The sequence below is a fragment of the Priestia sp. TGN 0903 genome (genome assembly GCF_050846855.1).
GTDB classification, from domain to species: Bacteria; Bacillota; Bacilli; order Bacillales; family Bacillaceae_H; genus Priestia; species Priestia zanthoxyli.
This window is the reverse complement of record NZ_JBOZGL010000005.1, coordinates 227,602-247,223: the sequence shown is the minus strand read 5'-3', so window position 1 is coordinate 247,223 and position 19,622 is coordinate 227,602. Positions and strand designations below refer to the sequence as shown.

18 protein-coding genes and 1 other annotated feature (1 of these 19 running past the window's edge) are annotated in these 19,622 nt (G+C 37.9%); all 18 genes read left to right on the top strand.

The genetic code is table 11. The features are described from left to right. The first annotated feature begins 54 nt into the window (after positions 1–54). The 18 genes from ACRPLY_RS18735 (at position 55) to ytxC (ending at position 19,440) form a co-directional block, all read left to right on the top strand. Entirely contained in the window at positions 55–516 is a 462-nt protein-coding gene (locus ACRPLY_RS18735; protein ID WP_033579620.1) for a DUF441 domain-containing protein, read from the top strand. 360 nt (positions 517–876) lie between these two features. Then, positions 877–1,995 (top strand): citrate synthase, encoded by a 1,119-nt coding sequence (gene citZ / locus ACRPLY_RS18730; RefSeq protein ID WP_033579621.1) that lies wholly within the window; start codon positions 877–879, stop codon positions 1,993–1,995. A 74-nt stretch (positions 1,996–2,069) separates the two neighbouring features. Next, a complete protein-coding gene (gene icd / locus ACRPLY_RS18725; RefSeq protein WP_255906663.1) occupies positions 2,070–3,362 on the top strand; it encodes an NADP-dependent isocitrate dehydrogenase in 1,293 nt (430 codons plus the stop codon). A 28-nt stretch (positions 3,363–3,390) separates the two neighbouring features. Continuing rightward, positions 3,391–4,329 (top strand): malate dehydrogenase, encoded by a 939-nt coding sequence (mdh, locus tag ACRPLY_RS18720; RefSeq protein ID WP_013059443.1) that lies wholly within the window; start codon positions 3,391–3,393, stop codon positions 4,327–4,329. Positions 4,330–4,462: 133 nt separating this feature from the next. Continuing rightward, positions 4,463–4,939 (top strand): MaoC family dehydratase, encoded by a 477-nt coding sequence (locus ACRPLY_RS18715; protein WP_028411778.1) that lies wholly within the window; start codon positions 4,463–4,465, stop codon positions 4,937–4,939. A gap of 178 nt (positions 4,940–5,117) precedes the next feature. Further along, complete coding sequence (locus ACRPLY_RS18710) at positions 5,118–5,834, top strand: response regulator transcription factor (protein ID WP_013085192.1); 717 nt, start codon at positions 5,118–5,120, stop codon at positions 5,832–5,834. After that, complete coding sequence (gene pnpS, locus ACRPLY_RS18705) at positions 5,827–7,599, top strand: two-component system histidine kinase PnpS (protein ID WP_028411777.1); 1,773 nt, start codon at positions 5,827–5,829, stop codon at positions 7,597–7,599. The genes ACRPLY_RS18710 and pnpS overlap by 8 nt, the downstream gene beginning before the upstream one ends. 329 nt (positions 7,600–7,928) lie before the next feature. Next, on the top strand, positions 7,929–10,556 hold the full coding sequence (gene polA / locus ACRPLY_RS18700; RefSeq protein ID WP_432232087.1) for a DNA polymerase I: 2,628 nt from the start codon (positions 7,929–7,931) through the stop codon (positions 10,554–10,556). A gap of 21 nt (positions 10,557–10,577) precedes the next feature. Continuing rightward, positions 10,578–11,411, top strand: a complete 834-nt coding sequence (mutM, locus tag ACRPLY_RS18695) for a DNA-formamidopyrimidine glycosylase (RefSeq protein ID WP_028411775.1) — start codon at positions 10,578–10,580, stop codon at positions 11,409–11,411. A gap of 60 nt (positions 11,412–11,471) precedes the next feature. Continuing rightward, the gene (ytaF, locus tag ACRPLY_RS18690) at positions 11,472–12,101 is read left to right on the top strand and encodes a sporulation membrane protein YtaF (RefSeq protein WP_033579623.1); all 630 of its coding nucleotides are present in this window, start codon (positions 11,472–11,474) and stop codon (positions 12,099–12,101) included. Between the two features lie 23 nt (positions 12,102–12,124). Then, a complete protein-coding gene (gene coaE / locus ACRPLY_RS18685; RefSeq protein ID WP_098999237.1) occupies positions 12,125–12,721 on the top strand; it encodes a dephospho-CoA kinase in 597 nt (198 codons plus the stop codon). 275 nt (positions 12,722–12,996) lie between these two features. Next, positions 12,997–14,028 (top strand): glyceraldehyde-3-phosphate dehydrogenase, encoded by a 1,032-nt coding sequence (locus tag ACRPLY_RS18680; protein ID WP_013059435.1) that lies wholly within the window; start codon positions 12,997–12,999, stop codon positions 14,026–14,028. Positions 14,029–14,452: 424 nt separating this feature from the next. Beyond that, on the top strand, positions 14,453–14,833 hold the full coding sequence (gene speD, locus ACRPLY_RS18675; RefSeq protein WP_013059434.1) for an adenosylmethionine decarboxylase: 381 nt from the start codon (positions 14,453–14,455) through the stop codon (positions 14,831–14,833). Positions 14,834–14,926: 93 nt separating this feature from the next. Further along, complete coding sequence (locus tag ACRPLY_RS18670; RefSeq protein ID WP_028411774.1) at positions 14,927–15,313, top strand: hypothetical protein; 387 nt, start codon at positions 14,927–14,929, stop codon at positions 15,311–15,313. 243 nt (positions 15,314–15,556) lie between these two features. After that, on the top strand, positions 15,557–16,018 hold the full coding sequence (gene nrdR, locus ACRPLY_RS18665) for a transcriptional regulator NrdR (protein ID WP_013059432.1): 462 nt from the start codon (positions 15,557–15,559) through the stop codon (positions 16,016–16,018). Between the two features lie 72 nt (positions 16,019–16,090). Then, on the top strand, positions 16,091–17,518 hold the full coding sequence (locus tag ACRPLY_RS18660; RefSeq protein ID WP_048019696.1) for a replication initiation and membrane attachment family protein: 1,428 nt from the start codon (positions 16,091–16,093) through the stop codon (positions 17,516–17,518). Between the two features lie 32 nt (positions 17,519–17,550). Beyond that, entirely contained in the window at positions 17,551–18,483 is a 933-nt protein-coding gene (gene dnaI, locus ACRPLY_RS18655; RefSeq protein ID WP_013059430.1) for a primosomal protein DnaI, read from the top strand. Between the two features lie 96 nt (positions 18,484–18,579). After that, positions 18,580–19,440, top strand: coding sequence for a sporulation protein YtxC (gene ytxC, locus ACRPLY_RS18650; protein ID WP_048019697.1), 861 nt, complete (start codon positions 18,580–18,582; stop codon positions 19,438–19,440). 60 nt (positions 19,441–19,500) lie between these two features. Continuing rightward, positions 19,501–19,622 (top strand) — a binding site (T-box leader) (it continues 127 nt past the right edge of the window).

Below are 19,622 nucleotides of genomic sequence, written 5' to 3'. Positions count from 1 at the left end.
AGTTACGTAATACGCTTTAGAATTATCACAATAAAAAAAGAAAGGATGAGTAAAATGTTTTCACAACCGATGCTTTTTTTAGCTGTTTTACTCGTAATTGGATTAGTGGCTAAAAATCAATCATTAATCATTGCAGTTGCATTTTTACTTATTTTAAAATTAATCGGGTTAGACAGTAAGGTTTTTCCTTTTCTACAATCAAAAGGAATTAATATTGGGGTAACGGTGATTACAATTGCCGTTCTTGTGCCAATTGCAACAGGAGACATAGGGTTTAAACAATTAGGAGAAGCTGTGAAATCTTCTTATGCCTGGATTGCTCTAGGAGCCGGCATTGCTGTAGCAATTATTGCCAAATATGGGCTTACGCTCTTGGAAGATGATCCGCATATTACGACCGCTTTAGTTTTTGGCACAATTCTTGCTGTGGCGCTGTTTCAAGGGGTAGCAGTAGGTCCGTTAATCGGTGCTGGAATTGCTTATTTATTTATGAAATTAACTGAACTTTTTTCGTAGAAATTTTTGTATAATAATAATTTTTTTAAAATTTCTTCTCTCTTTTGATTCACAAAAGTCAGATAATTGTTTATAATATATTTTGAGGCCGCATCTTTTTACATACAATTGTATGTTTTACCTATAGGGCTGTAACAAAGCAATGACACATGCAGATGTTTTAATTTTGTGTGTTATTGAAACAAATGGAAATGTAAGCATTTTCTTTACGTGGGGTGAAGGAATGTTCTTCCAAGATATATATTCAAAAGAGGCGCTTCGTATATCATTTAATGTCTAGTTGAGCAGAAGCTCAATTTTGTTTTTCACGTTTTACACAGAAAGGTATGGGGAATTTTTTCTGTAAAGGAGTGGAGATTTATGACAGCAACTCGAGGTCTAGAAGGGGTAGTCGCTACAACGTCAGCAGTAAGTTCAATTATTGATGACACTTTAACATATCAAGGCTACAATATTGATGATTTAGCGAATTATGCAACATTTGAAGAAGTGGTGTATTTACTATGGCACGGAAAATTACCTAACAAAGAAGAATTATCTGTGTTTTCTAGATTACTAGCAGAAAACGCTAAATTACCCCAAGAAGTCTTAAATCATTTCAAAACTTATCCAATTCAAGATGTTCATCCAATGGCAGCTTTAAGAACAGTCGTATCACTATTGGGGTTGTACGATCCTGAAGCTGATTTAATGGATGAAGAAGCAAATTATCGCAAAGCTGTTCGTTTGCAAGCACAATTACCAACGGTGGTAACGGCTTTTTCAAGAGTCCGTAACGGATTAGAGCCAATTGAACCAAACGAAAACTATAGCATTGCCGCTAACTTTTTATATATGTTAACCGGCGAAGAGCCAACTGATATCCAAGTAGAGGCATTTGATAAGGCACTTGTCTTACACGCTGACCATGAGCTAAATGCTTCAACTTTTACAGCTCGTGTCTGTGTGGCAACATTATCTGATATTTATTCAGGAATTACAGCCGCTATTGGAGCGTTAAAGGGTCCTCTTCACGGGGGAGCGAATGAAGCTGTTATGAAAATGTTGTCTGACATTCAAACAGTTGAAAACGCAGAACCTTACATTCGCGAAAAGCTCGCGAAGAAAGAAAAGATTATGGGATTTGGACATCGTGTGTATCAGCAGGGTGATCCTCGTGCCAAGCACTTGAAAGAAATGTCTGAAAAACTTACAAAACAAGCAGGAGATACAACGCTATACGATATGTCAGTGAAAATTGAGGAAATCGTAACAGGCGAGAAAAAGCTTCCGCCAAACGTTGATTTCTATTCAGCTTCTGTATACCACAGCTTAGGTATTGATCACGATTTATTTACTCCGATTTTTGCCGTAAGCCGCGTATCAGGATGGATTGCTCACATTTTAGAGCAGTATTCAAACAATCGTTTGATTCGTCCAAGAGCTGATTATATCGGTCCTGGAAAACAAACGTACATTCCGCTTGAAGAGCGCAGCTAAACAATGTGACGAAGGTGCTCACGTTCGTTGAGCACTTTTCCATAAGTGAAAGTAGACAATTTTTTAAGGAGGTCATTCTCATGACAAAAGGTGAACAAATTTCTGTAGCAAACGGCGTTTTAAACGTACCAAATAACCCAATTATTCCATTTATCGAAGGTGACGGAATTGGTCCGGATATCTGGGCAGCAGCTTCCCGCGTATTAGAAGCAGCAGTTGCAAAAGCATACAGTGGTGAAAAAGAAATCGTTTGGAAAGAAGTATTAGCAGGTGAAAAAGCATTTAATCAAACTGGCGAATGGTTACCGGAAGAAACGTTAGATGCAATTCGCGAATACATAATTGCAATCAAAGGACCATTAACGACACCAGTAGGCGGTGGAATTCGTTCTCTAAACGTGGCATTGCGTCAAGAATTAGACTTATTCACATGCTTACGTCCTGTTCGCTACTTTGACGGCGTACCTTCTCCAATTAAGCGCCCAGAAGATACAGATATGGTTATCTTCCGTGAAAATACTGAAGATATTTATGCTGGTATTGAATATGCGAAGGGTTCTGAAGAAGTACAAAAACTTGTTTCATTCCTACAAACGGAATTAGGCGTAAATAAAATCCGTTTCCCTGAAACTTCTGGATTAGGTATTAAGCCTATTTCTTCTGAAGGAACGGAGCGTCTTGTGCGTGCAGCAATCAACTATGCGATTGAACAGGGCCGCAAGTCTGTTACGCTTGTACACAAAGGTAACATTATGAAATATACAGAAGGCGCATTTAAAAATTGGGGCTATGAGCTAGCTGAAAAAGAATTCGGCGATAAAGTATTTACTTGGGCTCAATATGACCGCATCGTTGAAAAAGAAGGTGCACAAGCTGCAAACAAAGCTCAAGCAGAAGCGGAAGCAGCAGGAAAAATTATTGTAAAAGATTCTATTGCAGATATCTTCTTACAACAAATTTTAACTCGTCCACGTGAATTTGATGTAGTAGCAACAATGAACTTAAATGGAGATTACATTTCAGATGCATTAGCAGCACAAGTTGGCGGTATCGGAATTGCTCCAGGAGCAAACATCAACTATGAAACTGGACATGCTATCTTTGAAGCAACTCACGGTACAGCACCTAAATATGCTGGTTTAGATAAAGTAAACCCATCTTCTGTATTATTATCAGGTGTGTTAATGCTTGAACACCTTGGCTGGAATGAAGCAGCGGATTTAATCATGAAATCAATGGAAAAAACAATTGCTTCAAAAGTAGTAACATATGATTTCGCACGTTTAATGGACGGCGCAACAGAAGTGAAGTGTTCAGAGTTTGCTGATGAATTAATTAGCAATCTAGGAAAACAAGTAACAGTTTAATAGCTATTCATTTAGGGGAGGAATTATAATGGCAAATATGCGTAAAAAAGTATCTGTTATCGGAGCGGGCTTTACGGGAGCTACAACTGCTTTTTTAATTGGTCAAAAAGAATTAGCTGATGTTGTATTAGTTGATATTCCGCAATTAGAAAATCCAGCTAAAGGTAAAGCGCTGGATATGTTAGAAGCAAGTCCTGTACAAGGCTTTGACGCTAACATTACAGGAACAGCCAACTACGAAGACACAGCTGATTCTGACATTGTCATTATTACAGCTGGTATCGCGCGTAAGCCAGGTATGAGTCGCGATGATTTAGTCACAACGAACCAAAAAATTATGAAGTCTGTTACTCAAGAAGTTGTTAAATACTCGCCAAACTGTCACATTATCGTGTTAACAAACCCGGTAGATGCTATGACGTACACAGTATTTAAAGAATCTGGTTTTCCTAAAAACCGCGTAATCGGTCAATCAGGCGTATTAGATTCTGCACGTTTCCGTACGTTCGTAGCGCAGGAGTTAAACATTTCAGTGAAAGATATCACAGGTTTTGTACTTGGTGGACATGGCGACGATATGGTACCTCTTGTACGCTACTCATATGCTGGCGGTATTCCTCTTGAAACGCTTATTCCAAAAGCGCGTCTTGAAGCAATTGTTGAAAGAACACGCAAAGGCGGCGGCGAGATCGTTAACTTATTAGGCAACGGAAGTGCGTACTACGCTCCTGCTGCTTCTTTAGTGGAAATGACAGAAGCGATCTTAAAAGATCAGCGTCGTATTTTACCAGCGATTGCTTACCTAGAGGGTGAATATGGTTATAACGGCATCTACTTAGGTGTTCCGACCGTATTAGGAGCTGCAGGAATTGAGCAAGTAATTGAATTAGAACTTACTGATTCTGAAAAAGCTGCGTTAGATCAATCAGCAAAATCAGTCAAAACTGTCATGGGTGTATTAGCTTAATACAATAAAGTAGGTTTGAGTATAGGTTTTTATAGATATTCAAACAATAGTCACAAGGAAAATTCGAGGGAAACCTCGAATTTTTCTTGTATATAAAGAAAAACTATTACTTTATACAAAAGGTGGAATGATGATGGTATTAGGTAAAAAACAAAAAATAGGTCGAAGTATTGAAGATATAAAAGTTGGAGAAAAATTAACGCTAACTGAACGAATTGAAGATAAAGATATCTTATTGTACTTAGGGCTGACAAATGATTCTAACCCTTTATACATTCAGCATGATTATGCATCTCAGACACCTTTTAAGAAACCTATTGTGCCAAGCATTATGATTACCGGTATTATGACAGCAGCCATTTCAAAGTACTTGCCCGGACCTGGAAGCCATGTTGCAGAACATACGGTTGCCTTTCCCAAAAAAATTCATCATTATAGTACGATTGAATTTTTATTTGAAGTCACAGAGGTAGATGTTTCTTCTAAAACTGTTACGATTGAAGTAGAAGCGGTCAATGAACAAAAAGAGAAAGTAGTAACGGCTCGGTTTCTTGTGTATCCGCCGCTTAGACTTCCATCAGTAGAGACACATGACTTTGAAAATTTTTAAAACGCCCTAAATATTGATAAATATAGAAGAAGCTCTTTAGCCATATTTTCTGAAAATGTTGAAATGTATTGGAGAACGAGGCTAAAACATTGTATGATAAGAGAAGATAAATAGAAAATAATATCATTTGGGTGAAGCTGCGGTTTAATTTAACTAGATGGAGGCTTATATCGTTAATATGAGTAAGAAATTATTAGTCGTAGATGATGAACAATCAATTTCAACATTATTACAATATAATTTACAACAAGCTGGCTTTACAGTAGAAACAGCTGAAGACGGGGAAGAAGGATACAACAAGGCATTAGAAGGAAAACCTGATTTAATTGTGTTAGACTTGATGCTTCCTAAAATGGATGGAATTGAAGTTTGTAAAAAGCTTCGTCAGCAAAAAGTGATGACGCCTATTTTAATGTTAACTGCAAAAGACGATGAGTTTGACAAGGTATTAGGGCTAGAACTTGGCGCAGATGACTACATGACGAAACCATTTAGTCCTCGAGAAGTAGTAGCCCGTGTAAAAGCCATTTTACGCAGAACACAAATTATTGCTCAGGAAAATGAACAGGAGGAAGATGGCGAACGCATCATGATTGGTGATTTAAAAATTCTTCCAGATCATTATGAGGCCTACTTTAATCAAGAGCAGCTTGAGCTTACTCCGAAAGAATTCGAGTTATTATTATATTTGGCAAAATACAAAGGACGGGTATTAACTCGTGATCAGCTGCTGAGTGCAGTGTGGAATTATGATTTTGCCGGAGATACGCGAATTGTAGATGTGCACATCAGCCATCTGCGTGAGAAAATTGAACATAATACGCGAAAACCGGTTTATATAAAAACGATTAGAGGATTAGGATATAAGCTGGAGGAACCAAAGGTAGATGAATAAATTTCGTTCAAGGCTACTTTTGGCTCTATTAGTACTTATTATTATTGTATTAGTAGGTCTTGGCCTGCTGCTGGGGCAGTTGTTTAAAAACTTTTATTTTCAAACGTTTCAAGAGCGAATGGAAAAAGAAGCAAAGCTTGTGGAAATGTACATTAGTGAAGAAGGCATCACAAGTCCTGCTTTAAAATCTAAAGTTGATCAAATCAGTCATTCGCTAAGTGTACGAACGACTGTCGTTCAAAAAGATGGAAAAATATTAGTTGACTCAAATCCAGGTAGCAAGCAGCAAAGAATCGAAAAAAGTATTGTAATCCAACAAGTATTAAAAAAGCAGTTAAACAGCAAAAAAAGCTTTGATCAAATTAAAGAAGATTACGACTTATATTACTATGGTATCCCGCTTATTATAGAAGGTAAGCAAGAGGGATTTGTTGTTTTGAGTACATCGTTTGATTCATTAAAACAAGTAAATCAGCAAATCTGGGGGCTTCTTATTGGAAGCTTAGGTCTAGCTTTGATTGTGATTTTACTCTTAGGTGTAAAGATTATGGGGCGCTATACCCGTCCTATTGAATCGGCAACCAAGGTGGCTATGGAACTTGCAAAAGGGAATTATAAAGCTCGTACATATGAAGATTATGTAGATGAAACAGGGATGCTGAGTCAGTCTATTAACGCACTTGCTCGTAATCTGCAAGAGTCTATCACTAATCAAGAAATGCAGCAGGACAGGCTGCGCACCCTAATTGAAAATATGGGAAGCGGTATGCTTCTTATCGATAGTCGAGGCTATATAAACTTAGTGAATCGAGCTTATAAAGAGCAGTTTCATATACATCCGGACGATTTCCTTTATCACTTGTATTATGAGGTATTTGAGCACAAAGAAATCATTAAACTTGTGGAAAAAATATTTATGACCGAAGTAAAGGTTCGAAAACAAGTCGTTTTGCCTTTAAATATTGAACGAAGATATTTTGATGTTTACGGAGCGCCGATTATTGGCTTAAACGATGAATGGAAAGGCATTGTGCTTGTTTTCCATGATATTACCGAGCTGAAAAAACTAGAACAAGTGCGCCGTGACTTTGTAGCGAATGTGTCTCATGAACTAAAAACGCCTATTACGTCCATTAAAGGGTTTAGTGAGACATTGTTAGACGGTGCCATGGAAGATCCAAAGCTGCGAGAGCAGTTTCTATCTATTATTCTAACGGAAAGCCAGCGCATGGAGAGCCTGATTCAAGATCTTTTGGATTTATCTAAAGTTGAACAGCAAGGTTTTAAACTAAGCATTCATTCAGTAGATTTGAATACCCTTCTCTATGAGGTCATAACAGTGCTATCGAACCGAGCGAATGAAAAAGAAATCACTCTAACGTTAGATACGCTTCCTGAAGAAGCGTGGATTGATGGTGACAGTCAGCGCCTTATGCAAGTGTTCGTTAACTTAATTGGCAATGCGCTCATGTATACAATGCCTGGAGGAACCGTTCACGTTTCGCTTGAAGAGGAAGAAGAAACGATTACGGTTCATGTTCAAGATACAGGTATCGGTATTGATTCTGATGAAATTTCACGTATTTTTGAGCGTTTTTACAGAGTAGATAAAGCAAGAAGCCGCAATTCCGGAGGAACAGGTCTTGGATTAGCAATTGTTAAACATCTTGTTGAAGCTCATAAAGGGGAAATTGAAGTGAAAAGTGAAGTCAATAAAGGGACAACTTTTTCGGTGAAGCTGCACAAGTATTTGCCGCAGATGTAAAATGTTTACGTTCCTTTTACAATTTATTTAATGTAGCTTAATAATTAATTGATACAATTTTTCATGGAAACCCCTTCATCCAAGGAGCCAATATGTAAGGCGAAAATAGCTTTAACCGTGCTATTTTCGCCGATTCTTTTTGACAATTTCTATCCATTCACATGCTACACCGCCTAAAATAACTAGGCGGTGTTTTTTATTTTATGATGTATAGATCTTATCACCATATGAAAATAAAACGTTGAATTCAAGAGTACTTTTTGTCCTTAAAGCTTATTGTTTGCTAAAATAAAGGTAAGATAAGAAGAGAGCGAAATGGAGGAACATGAATGACACAAAAACTAGTATTAATTGACGGGAATAGTATTGCCTACCGTGCATTTTTTGCTTTGCCGCTTTTAAACAATGATAAAGGAATACATACAAATGCCATATACGGCTTTACTACAATGCTGACACGTATTTTAGAGGAAGAGAAGCCAACGCATTTACTGGTGGCTTTTGATGCAGGGAAAACAACGTTTCGTCACAAAACATTTACAGAATATAAAGGAGGCAGACAAAAGACGCCTCCTGAACTTTCAGAGCAGTTTCCCTTTATTCGTGAGTTATTAGATGCATATGGAATTAAGCGCTATGAACTGCCTGAGTACGAAGCAGATGATATTATCGGTACACTTTCAAAACAAGCAGAACAAAAAGGAATGGCCGTGAAAGTCATTTCCGGTGATAAAGATTTACTTCAGCTTGTGTCAGAGCATGTAACCGTAGATATTACGAGAAAAGGAATTACGGATGTGGATTCCTATACGCCTGCAGCCATTGATGAAAAATATGGAATCACGGCTGCGCAAATCATTGATATGAAGGGTCTTATGGGAGACAGCTCAGATAATATTCCAGGCGTGCCCGGAGTTGGAGAAAAAACAGCCTTAAAGTTATTAAAAGAGTTTGAAACCGTTGAAAATGTATTGCAATCTATCGATCAAGTCAGCGGTAAAAAATTAAAAGAAAAGCTAGAAGATAATTGTGAATCAGCCATCATGAGTAAAAAGCTTGCAACTATTTATTGCGAAGCGCCTCTTGAAGTATCTGTAGAAGATGCGAAATATGACGGGTTTGAATCTTCAAAGGTCATCTCTTTATTTAAAGAGCTTGGGTTTAATTCTCTGCTTGCTAAATTTGGTGAATCAGCAGAAGAGGAAGCAGATTTTGAAGAACTGACGTTTGAAATAGTGCAGGAAGTTCACGATGATATGTTAACAAGCGAAGCAGCTCTGATCGTAGAAGGTTATGAAGAAAACTATCATCACAATCAGCTGCTCGGTTTTGGAATCAGCAACAAAAACGGCCACTATTTTATTGATAAAGACACAGCTCTTTCATCTTCCAAGTTTACAGCATGGCTAGAAGATGAAGATGTAAAAAAGACGGTATTTAATGGAAAACGTACGATTGTATCGTTAAAATGGGCGGGGCATGAAATTAAAGGAATTGAACATGATGTAATGATTGCTTCTTACATCTTAAATCCCGCTGAAGCAAATGATGACCTAGCGACAATTGCAAAATTAAAAGGATATCATCAAGTGCAATCAGATGAAGCGGTGTATGGAAAAGGAGCTAAGCGAAGCATTGCGGAAGCTGCTCAGCTAGCTGAGCATGTTATAAGAAAAGCAGCCGCCGTAGCTTATTTAAAAGAAGTGTTGGAAAAAGAATTGGTTGAAAATGAACAGTTTGAGCTGTTTGAAAAGCTTGAAATGCCTCTTGCCATTGTCCTTGCCGATATGGAATATCAAGGGGTGAAAATTGATCGGGCGCGTTTGGATGAAATGGGCGAAGATCTTCGAGAACAGCTTGAAAAAATTGAAGCGAAAATCTACGAATACGCTGGACAAGAATTCAATATTAATTCACCAAAGCAGCTAGGAGTTGTTCTTTTTGAAAAAATGCAGCTTCCAGTCATAAAGAAAACAAAGACAGGCTATTCCACATCAGCTGATGTATTAGAGCAATTAGCTAGCGCCCATGATATTATCCCAGAGATTTTACAATACCGTCAGCTAGGAAAATTACAGTCTACGTATATCGAAGGGTTAAAAAAGGTTATTCATGAAAGCGATGGAAAAGTTCATACCCGCTTTAATCAAACGTTAACTCAAACGGGAAGGTTAAGCTCAGTAGATCCTAACTTGCAAAACATCCCGATTCGTCTTGAAGAAGGTAAAAAAATAAGAGGTGCGTTCGTGCCTTCACAGCCTGATTGGTTAATATTTGCGGCGGATTATTCACAAATTGAGCTGCGCGTACTGGCTCATATTGCAAATGATGAAAAGCTAATTGATGCGTTTAAGCATGACTTAGATATTCATACGAAAACAGCGATGGATGTGTTCCACGTCGAAAGAGAAGAAGTAACGTCGAATATGCGCCGTCAGGCTAAAGCAGTTAATTTTGGAATCGTCTATGGCATCAGTGATTACGGTTTATCGCAAAGTTTAGGAATTACAAGAAAAGCAGCGGCTACTTTTATTGAACGCTATTTAAAAAGCTTCCCGGGTGTACAGGAGTATATGGATACGATTGTGCGCGATGCAAAAGAAAAGGGATACGTAACAACGCTCTTGCACCGCCGCCGTTACTTGCCTGAAATCACGAGCCGAAACTTTAACCTCCGCAGCTTCGCTGAGCGTACAGCTATGAATACGCCTATTCAAGGGACAGCAGCTGACATTATTAAAAAAGCAATGATTGAAATGGATAAGCGCTTAAAAGATGAAAATCTTCAGGCTAAGCTGCTGCTTCAAGTACACGATGAGCTGATTTTTGAAGCCCCAGAAGAAGAAATTAAAATTTTAGAGAAAATCGTACCAGAAGTAATGGAGCATGCTTTAGAGCTAGAAGTTCCGTTGAAAGTAGATTATTCTTACGGAAAGACTTGGTACGAAGCAAAGTAGTGGAAAAAGGATGTGACAAACGTGCCAGAATTACCAGAAGTTGAGACCGTCAGACGTACGTTGATTGAATTAGCCAGTGGTAAGACCATTGAGCGTGTAACCGTTAAATGGCCTAATATTATCAAACGTCCTGAGCAAGTTGAGCAGTTTTGTGACGCGCTTGTTGGACAAACCATTCGAGATGTTGAACGCAGAGGTAAGTTTTTGAAAATTGTACTCGATGATTATACGATGGTTTCTCATCTGCGTATGGAAGGAAAATATGCTCTCCATGAAAATGCAGACGAACCAGATAAGCATGTACACGTCTTTTTTCACTTCACCGACGGAACAGAATTACGATACCGGGATGTAAGGAAATTTGGTACCATGCACTTATTTAAAAAGGGAGAGGAAGATCTGTTTCCTCCTCTTATTGGCCTTGGACCTGAACCGTTTGACGAAACATTTAATCCAAGTCAGTTAAAAATGCGAATCGGCAAAACCTCTCGAAAAATCAAGCCGGTTTTACTCGATCAAAATGTCGTGGTTGGGCTAGGGAATATTTATGTAGATGAAGCACTATTTCGCGCAGGGATTCACCCTGAACGAGTGGCAAGCCAATTAACAGACGAAGAGTATGAAAAATTGTACGAAGAAATTGTAGCGACCCTTCAAGAAGCGGTGAAACAAGGGGGCAGCACAATTCGTACGTATGTAAACACACAGGGGCAAATAGGCATGTTTCAGCAGCAGCTTTACGTGTACGGAAGAAAAGGCGAATCCTGTAAAATTTGCGGTACCCCAATTGAAAAATTTGTTGTAGGCGGTAGAGGAACACATATCTGCCCAAATTGTCAGCCGGCTAAAAAATAACAATGGATGGGCTCCTTTCATATACTACGTATAGACAGAAAGGAAAGGAGTCCTCTCATCATGATAACATTTTCTTTACTTATTCTTGCTTTTGCCGTAAGTCTTGACAGCTTTAGCGTTGGCCTGACATACGGACTTCGAAAGGTGAAAATCCCGCTGAAATCCATTTTTATTATTTCATGTTGCTCAGCATTTTCTTTAATGTTTTCTATGTTTTTAGGAAAGGTACTTACGCATCTATTTTCAGTGGATGTACTAAATAAAGTAGGCGGAGGTATTCTTGTTCTACTTGGAATGTGGATTTTATACCAGTTTTTTTGTCCGGCAGATTCATCTCGAGTGAAAGAAGAAAAAACATTAGTGAAAATTGAAATTAAGTCAATTGGCTTAGTCATTAACGTATTGAAAAAACCAACGGCAGCAGATTTAGATAATTCAGGTTCCATCACTGGGATTGAAGCATTTATACTTGGAATTGCATTATCTCTTGATGCATTTGGAGCAGGGTTTGGAGCAGCTTTATTAGGTTATTCGCCGTATGCTTTAGCAATTGCTGTAGCTCTTATGAGTTCACTTTTTTTAAGTGCTGGCATACAGTTTGGCAAAGTTTTTTCACGTTTATCATGGATGAAAATGTTTTCCTTTTTACCGGGAGTTCTGCTTATTATTTTAGGTATTTTTAGATTTTAAATAAAGCGATAAAGGAGAGGCCAATGTCAATTGTAATTGGATTAACGGGCGGAATTGCTAGTGGAAAAAGTACGGTAACCGGAATGCTGAGAGATATTAATATTCCAGTAATCGATGCTGACCACATTGCAAAAGAAGTCGTCGAACCAGGAAAAGAAGCATATAACCAAATTGTAGAGACGTTCGGCCGTGCCATTCTTCACGAAAATGCGGAGATCAATCGAGCGGCTTTAGGGGAAATTGTGTTTTCTCAAGAGGAAGAACGTAAAAAGTTGAATGCAATTGTACACCCTGCGGTAAGAAAAGAAATGCTTTCTCAAAAGGAAAGGTATATCGAGGAAGGATACGATGCTGTGGTATTAGATATTCCGCTGCTGTTTGAAAGTGATTTGACGCATTTAGTCGACAAAGTAGTGGTTGTATATGTCGATGAGCCTGTGCAGCTAGAAAGGTTAAAATCTCGTAATGATCTCTCGACGAAAGATGCCTATGCACGTATCCACGCACAGCTGCCTTTGATTCAGAAAGTAGCCTTAGCCGATGCGGTGATCAATAACAACGGACCTGTAGAGGAAACAAAACAACAGCTTTTAAGTATATTAGCCCTATGGCTAGATTAAAGAGGCTTGGATAAACGTATGTTAGCTGAAGGGAAATCCGAACGAGCTTGATTCTTGAGGTAGAATCAAGCTCGTTCGGATTTTTTTATTGAGAATATTTACGAGCTTCTAAAAAAGAATGTGTTAAATATCTGTTCTCGCTATATACATATAGTAAAACTCAATTAAAATAATTTATTAAAAAAAATTAATATTATTCACTTTTTAAATATTTATGTTATACTATTCAATATAAAAAGTTAAATAGTATAACACATATAGAGAGGGGTATAGCCATGAAAGCACGTATTGCCATTAATGGTTTTGGGAGAATAGGAAGAATGGTTTTTCGCACAGCGATTATAGAGGAGAATTTAGATATTATTGCCATAAATGCATCTTATCCAGCAGAAACATTAGCACATTTAATCAAATATGACTCTATACACGGACCATTTAATGGAGACGTTAAATGTGATGATGATGCGCTAATTGTTAACGGTAAAAGAATCCAGCTATTAAATTCACGCGATCCGCTGAATTTGCCTTGGAAAGAGCTTGGGATTGATTTAGTCGTTGAAGCAACAGGGAAATTTAATTCAAGAGAAAAAGCGCAGTTACATATTGAAGCAGGTGCGAAAAAAGTTGTCTTAACGGCACCGGGTAAACAAGAAGATATTACTATTGTGATGGGCGTAAACGAACGAGAGTTTGATGTGAATCAGCATAACATTATCTCTAATGCCTCTTGTACGACAAATTGTCTAGCTCCAGTTGTCAAGGTGTTAGACGAAGCGTTCACAATTGAAAACGGTTTAATGACGACCGTTCACGCATATACAAATGATCAAAAGAATATTGATAACCCGCATAAAGACTTGCGAAGAGCCCGTGCGTGTGCTCAATCAATTATTCCTACAACAACTGGAGCAGCCAAGGCGCTTTCATTAGTTCTTCCTCATTTAAAAGGAAAGCTTCATGGAATGGCGCTGCGCGTTCCTACGCCGAACGTATCGCTTGTCGATTTAGTTGTGGATGTAAGGAAACCTGTGACGATGGAAGATGTTAATCTAGCGTTCATTAAAGCTGCTGAAGGGCCATTAAAGAATATTTTAAATTTAACAATGGAACCACTCGTATCAATTGACTTTAATACAAATCCTCATTCAGCGATTGTAGATGGACTATCGACTATCGTAATGGAAGATCATAAAATTAAAGTGTTAGCTTGGTACGATAACGAGTGGGGCTACTCTCAGCGCGTAGTCGATTTGGTAAGATATATTGCTGCAGAAATGCGTAATGGATCAAAGATAAGAGTAAGCTAAGAAAGCTATAGATTGCTTTTTAAAAAAACAGGGAGCTATCGCCCTGTTTTTTTTGTTTTTATTCAGAAGAATAGGGAAAAGCAATAAGATAATGATGCAAAGGAGTGTTTCTTTTCCTCAATTTTATTAAAAAAATGAATAGTCGTTTAGCAGCTTTTACACACTGTCTCACGAGAACACAGTGGTAATTTGTATAGGTCTATCTGCGGGAACAATCTTTAATAAAATCAAAACACGTATTGCAAAATAAATGTAAACAAAGTATACTATGTTTCGTGAACTTCTTGTGTACCTTTCGGTGATGTGGCTACTTAAAGGGTTAGGACCTCTTTGGACTAACTTTCCCCCGTGGTAGTTAACATGCTATATGGCGAAAGAACTTCATGTTTAACGATTAAAAATTGTTAAAGGGGGAAATATCATTATGGAAACAATGGGTCGTCATGTCATCTCAGAATTATGGGGATGCGATTTCGATAAGTTAAATGATATTGATTATATTGAAAAAACGTTTGTTGATGCAGCTTTAAAATCTGGTGCGGAAGTTCGCGAAGTAGCGTTCCATAAATTTGCACCTCAAGGTGTAAGTGGCGTTGTTATTATTTCAGAATCACATTTAACGATTCACAGCTTCCCAGAGCATGGTTATGCAAGTATCGATGTTTATACTTGTGGTCATTTAGATCCTACAATCGCAGCAGATTATATTGCAGATGCTCTAAGTGCACAGACACGTGAAACAATTGAATTACCACGTGGAATGGGTCCTGTTCAGGTAAAACAAACTAAAGCGAATGCACTTTAATAGTGTCGATTGATTACGTAAGTTAAGAGGTGTATTACACACCTCTTTTTAGTATATAAATTTTTAATATGCAAAAACAAAGGGGATAACAACATGGGGGTAGTACAAGTAGTTAAATCTTTATTTTCTAATCATGTAGAAACAAGCGATCGTCATTCAGATCCGACTCTAAAAACGCATTATTACAAAACAACGGCTGGGAATGCATTTAAGCAAGTTCATGAAATGTTGAAGCATATGCAAGGGATAGAGATACTTGCTGCGTATGAAGAGCGAGGAGAAATTAGCTTAAACGTTGTAAAAGGAAGAAAAGCTTTTGTTGTGATTACCATTATTAGCGTACGTCCTCTTGAAACCGCTATCGATTTTTCTGCTACAACAGAGTCAAAAGTGGTGCCAGTTGATTTTGGTTTTAGCAAAGAACTTGTACGTACGCTTTATAAGAGCTTTGATCAAAAACTTATTCCTCTTTCTTCGTAAGTTCCTTATCATTTTTGAATTTCAGGAAATAAAATGGGGAAATTCCTTTTCCTTTACTTGTATTCAAGCCTTGTTTTCTATAAGATGGAATAAAGTAAATCCTTTAATATAGCATCGTGTTTGATAAAGGAAATGATGATGACAATCATAATAAATGGCGAATAGCCGGCTAACATAGATGAAAATTAACTTATATGAGAGAAAATAAAAAGAAAAACAAGGTTTATTATTGGAGCTGAGAATATGAAGTGCCCATCCTGTCATTACAATGGAACGAGAGTGCTGGACTCGCGCCCTGTAGAAGAAGGCCGCTCTATTCGTAGAAGACGTGAATGCGAAGAGTGTCACTATCGTTTTACAACTTTTGAGAAAGTAGAAGAACTTCCGTTAATTGTTGTAAAAAAAGATGGAGCGAGAGAAGAGTTCAGCAAAGACAAAATCCTTCGAGGGTTAATTAAGGCGTGTGAAAAACGCCAAGTAAGCTTAAAACAACTGGAAGATACCGTACACGATATTGAAACAGAGCTGCGCAGTCAGGGTACATCAGAGGTGCAGTCAGATGTGGTAGGAGAAATGGTGATGGAGCGATTAGCTGCTATCGATGAAGTCTCTTATGTTCGATTTGCTTCGGTATACCGACAATTTAAAGACATCAATGTATTTATTGATGAATTAAAAGATTTAATTAAGAAGGAACGACTGTAAAAGAGCTATTGAAGTATTCTTTAGGCTCTTTTTTTGTCATTTCTATTACTTTAAAAGTAGGTAGGGAACGACATGAAAGAACAACATTGGAAAGAAATGATACCGGTCGATCGTTATGTTGTTCGTTCGAGCGGCATACTGCAGGAATACGACCGAAAGATTTTAACAATGCTCTATCAGCCGTTGGTGGGTACGACGTGTTTTGGTTTGTATATGACGCTATGGAGCGAGCTGGAACAAGATCGTTTATGGGGAAAAGAGTCTACGCATCATCACCTAATGTCAATGATGCAAATTAATTTGAAAGCTATTTACCATGAGCGGTTAAAATTAGAAGGTATTGGTTTGTTAAAAACATATATTAAGGAAGAAGATGATGTTCGTGTGTTCATTTATGAGCTCATTCCTCCTCTTACGCCCCATCAGTTCTTTAACGATGGCGTGTTAAATGTATATTTATATAACCGACTAGGAAAATCCATCTTTCAAAAAATAAAAAATTATTTTTCGGATTCACTCGTGGATGATCAATCGTTCAAAGATGTGACGCATTCATTTAACGATGTATTTAAATCAGTTAAAGCAACGGAGCTGGCTCCAAGTTTTCAGTCTGAAAGCAAGGATGTATTTTCTCCTGATGCTCAAACGGACTTTATAGATTCTTCAAACCGTGCTTCTATTGAGATGAGCCCGGATTCCTTTGATTTTGATTTATTTTTAGCAGGCCTAACAGATTCAATGATTTCGAAAAGGTCAATTACATCTAAAGTAAAACAAGCGATTGAAAAGTTAGCTTTTTTATACGGCATTGATCCTCTTCAAATGAAAAATGTAGTGCTCGATTCGCTAAATGAGAATGATCAAGTTGATATTGAATTGCTTAGAAAAGCAGCACAGTCCTTTTACCAATTTGAAAATGGAGAAGCACTTCCCAATCTAAGCGAACAAATTCAGCCTCCTATGCTTCGTACCATGCAGGAAAAGCAGCCTCAGACTAAGGAAGAGCAGCTCATTCAACAGCTAGAAGTCACCTCTCCTCGACAGCTATTGATCGAGTTTTCAGGGGGGGCAGAGCCATCAAAAGCAGATTTGCAAATGATTGAAGAAGTGATGTTTAATCAAAAGCTTTCACCAGGGGTAGTAAATGTTCTGATTTACTATGTTATGCTAAGATCCGATATGAAATTATCTAAGAGCTATGTAGAGAAAATTGCTGGACACTGGGCGCGCAAAAAGGTACAAACTGTTCAAGATGCCATGAATTTAGCTAAAAATGAACAGAAAGAATATCAGAACTGGACCGAGGCAAAGCAAAATAAAAAAACGGCCGGACGAAAAATTGTGCGTAAAGAAATGGTGCCAGAGTGGTTGAGCGATGAAGAAAAAGAAGAGAAAAAGCAGCCTTCAAAAGAAGCGGATGAATTTGAAGAAGAAAAACGAAAGCTACAAGAAGAGCTCAAGCAGTTAGATCAAGAGCTAAAACAAAAGCATAAAGAATAAAAAGCAGGTATGATAGAGATGAGGTGAAAAAGATGAAGCCTATCAATGATTCACTAAATCAGTTAGTGAACAAAAAGGATTTTAAAGCACGTTTAGAAGCATTAAGAAACAGTATTCTGTCTAATCCCGAAGTTAAAACGTTTCTGCAAGAGCATCGCCATGAGTTAGATGAGCAAATGGTCGACCGAGGCTTGATGAAGATGCATGAATTCATCGACCAGAGCAAATGCTGTGACAAATGCCCTTCTCTGCAAAGCTGTGTCAATATGGTGAAGGGGTATCACCCTCAGCTGGTTGTAAAAGGCCGTAATATTGATTTACAGTATGAACGCTGTCCTAGAAAAGTACAAGAAGATGAGCGAAAAGAACAAGAATCTTTTATTCAGTGTATGTACGTGCCCAAAGAAATTTTACAGGCAACGATGTCTGATATTGAAATTGAGCAGGGAAGATTTGAAGCCATTAAATTAGTAAGAGATTTTGTGCGAGAATATGAGCCAAATAAGAAAATGAAAGCTTTATATTTACACGGTTCGTTTGGTGTGGGGAAGACGTATTTTCTTGGAGCAATTGCCAATGCGTTAGCCGAAAAGAAAGTGAAATCTACGATTCTGTATGTCCCGGAGTTTTTGCGTGAGTTAAAAGGTTCGTTTCAAGATCAAAGCTTCAATGAGAAAATAGAGTATGTCAAAAAAGTACCGGTTCTTATGCTTGATGATCTCGGAGCAGAATCTGTAACGAGCTGGATGCGAGACGATGTGCTCGGAACCATTTTACAATTCCGCATGCTCGAAAATTTGCCGACATTTTTCAGCTCGAATTTAAATTTTAAAGAGCTTCAACATCATTTGACTTATACCCAACGAGGCGAGCAGGAAGAGCTCAAAGCCGCTCGTGTCATGGAACGAATTAAGTCTCTAGCCATTCCCGTTGAAATGAATGGAGAGAATAAACGAAATAGATGAGCAGGTCGTTTTACATTTCTTGTAACGACTTGCTCATTTTTTTGCATGTTGCCCCATATACATTAATAAAGCGTGTCCAAAGGGGGGCTATGAGGAATGAAAATATTCTTTAAATATGTAGAAGACGCAGTCATTGTATATGAGTCTTTATGCGCGAAGCGAAGCGCTTTATCATATGGTTCACAGTGCTTGAAGTTGGTGAATAATCAGCTTTTAGTTATTGATGAGACATACAATCGAGAGGCCATTTTACAAGACATGGTGATACCGGTATTAACGCACGTGATTTTAAAAAAGAAAGAAAAAAAGATGATGGTAAACATATTAAAAGAACAATTTTTCTATTCAGAAGAGGAAGAACAAGATTTGCTGCTTCAAATTATGAGGGGGATTATGGAAGGAGAGAGAGGCGAAATTCCGCAAAAAACATTTTCCCTTCCAAGAGAATTACTTATCCGCCAGGCTCTTCAAGACTTCTTCATTCATAATGTAACATTCACCTTTGAGTCTTTTCTCCAATTCCGTTTAAAAGAATATCAAGAGCGGCTGCGCTATTATGCTGAGCTGGCGATTGATGAATATAAGCTTGAACAAGACTATCAAATTCTTATTCATCAGCTGCGTCAAGCAGCTAATGAAAGACAGTCATCTACAGGCGATGTGTATGTAATGCATTTGAATAAAAACAAGTTTGTATTGTACGACCAAAGCAGTAGATATGTTCCGGAGCGTGAATGTGCAGCCCTAGCAGAGGCCTTTCTATCTGAACAAGAATCAGTATACATAGACTCAACTATCATCGCGCCTTTGCTGAGTTTATCTCCAGCTGCTATTCATCTGTATAGCGACCAGCATGATCATGATTTTGTTTATACCATTCAAAATATTTTTCAAGAAAAAGTGATGTTATACGAAAAAAATGAATTTCCGTTTGATCAAAAGCAAAATATAACGTGAAAGGTTGATTTCTATTTTGAAAATGAATATAATAAATGCATATTGAAAAACAGCTATATGTCACAAGTTATGATGAGGACATGAGTGTATATTTACGGTTTATAGAGAGGGAGATCTAGGCTGAAAATCTCCTAACACGGAATATATTCTTACCACCTCTAAACTTCAGTAGTAAACGAGCA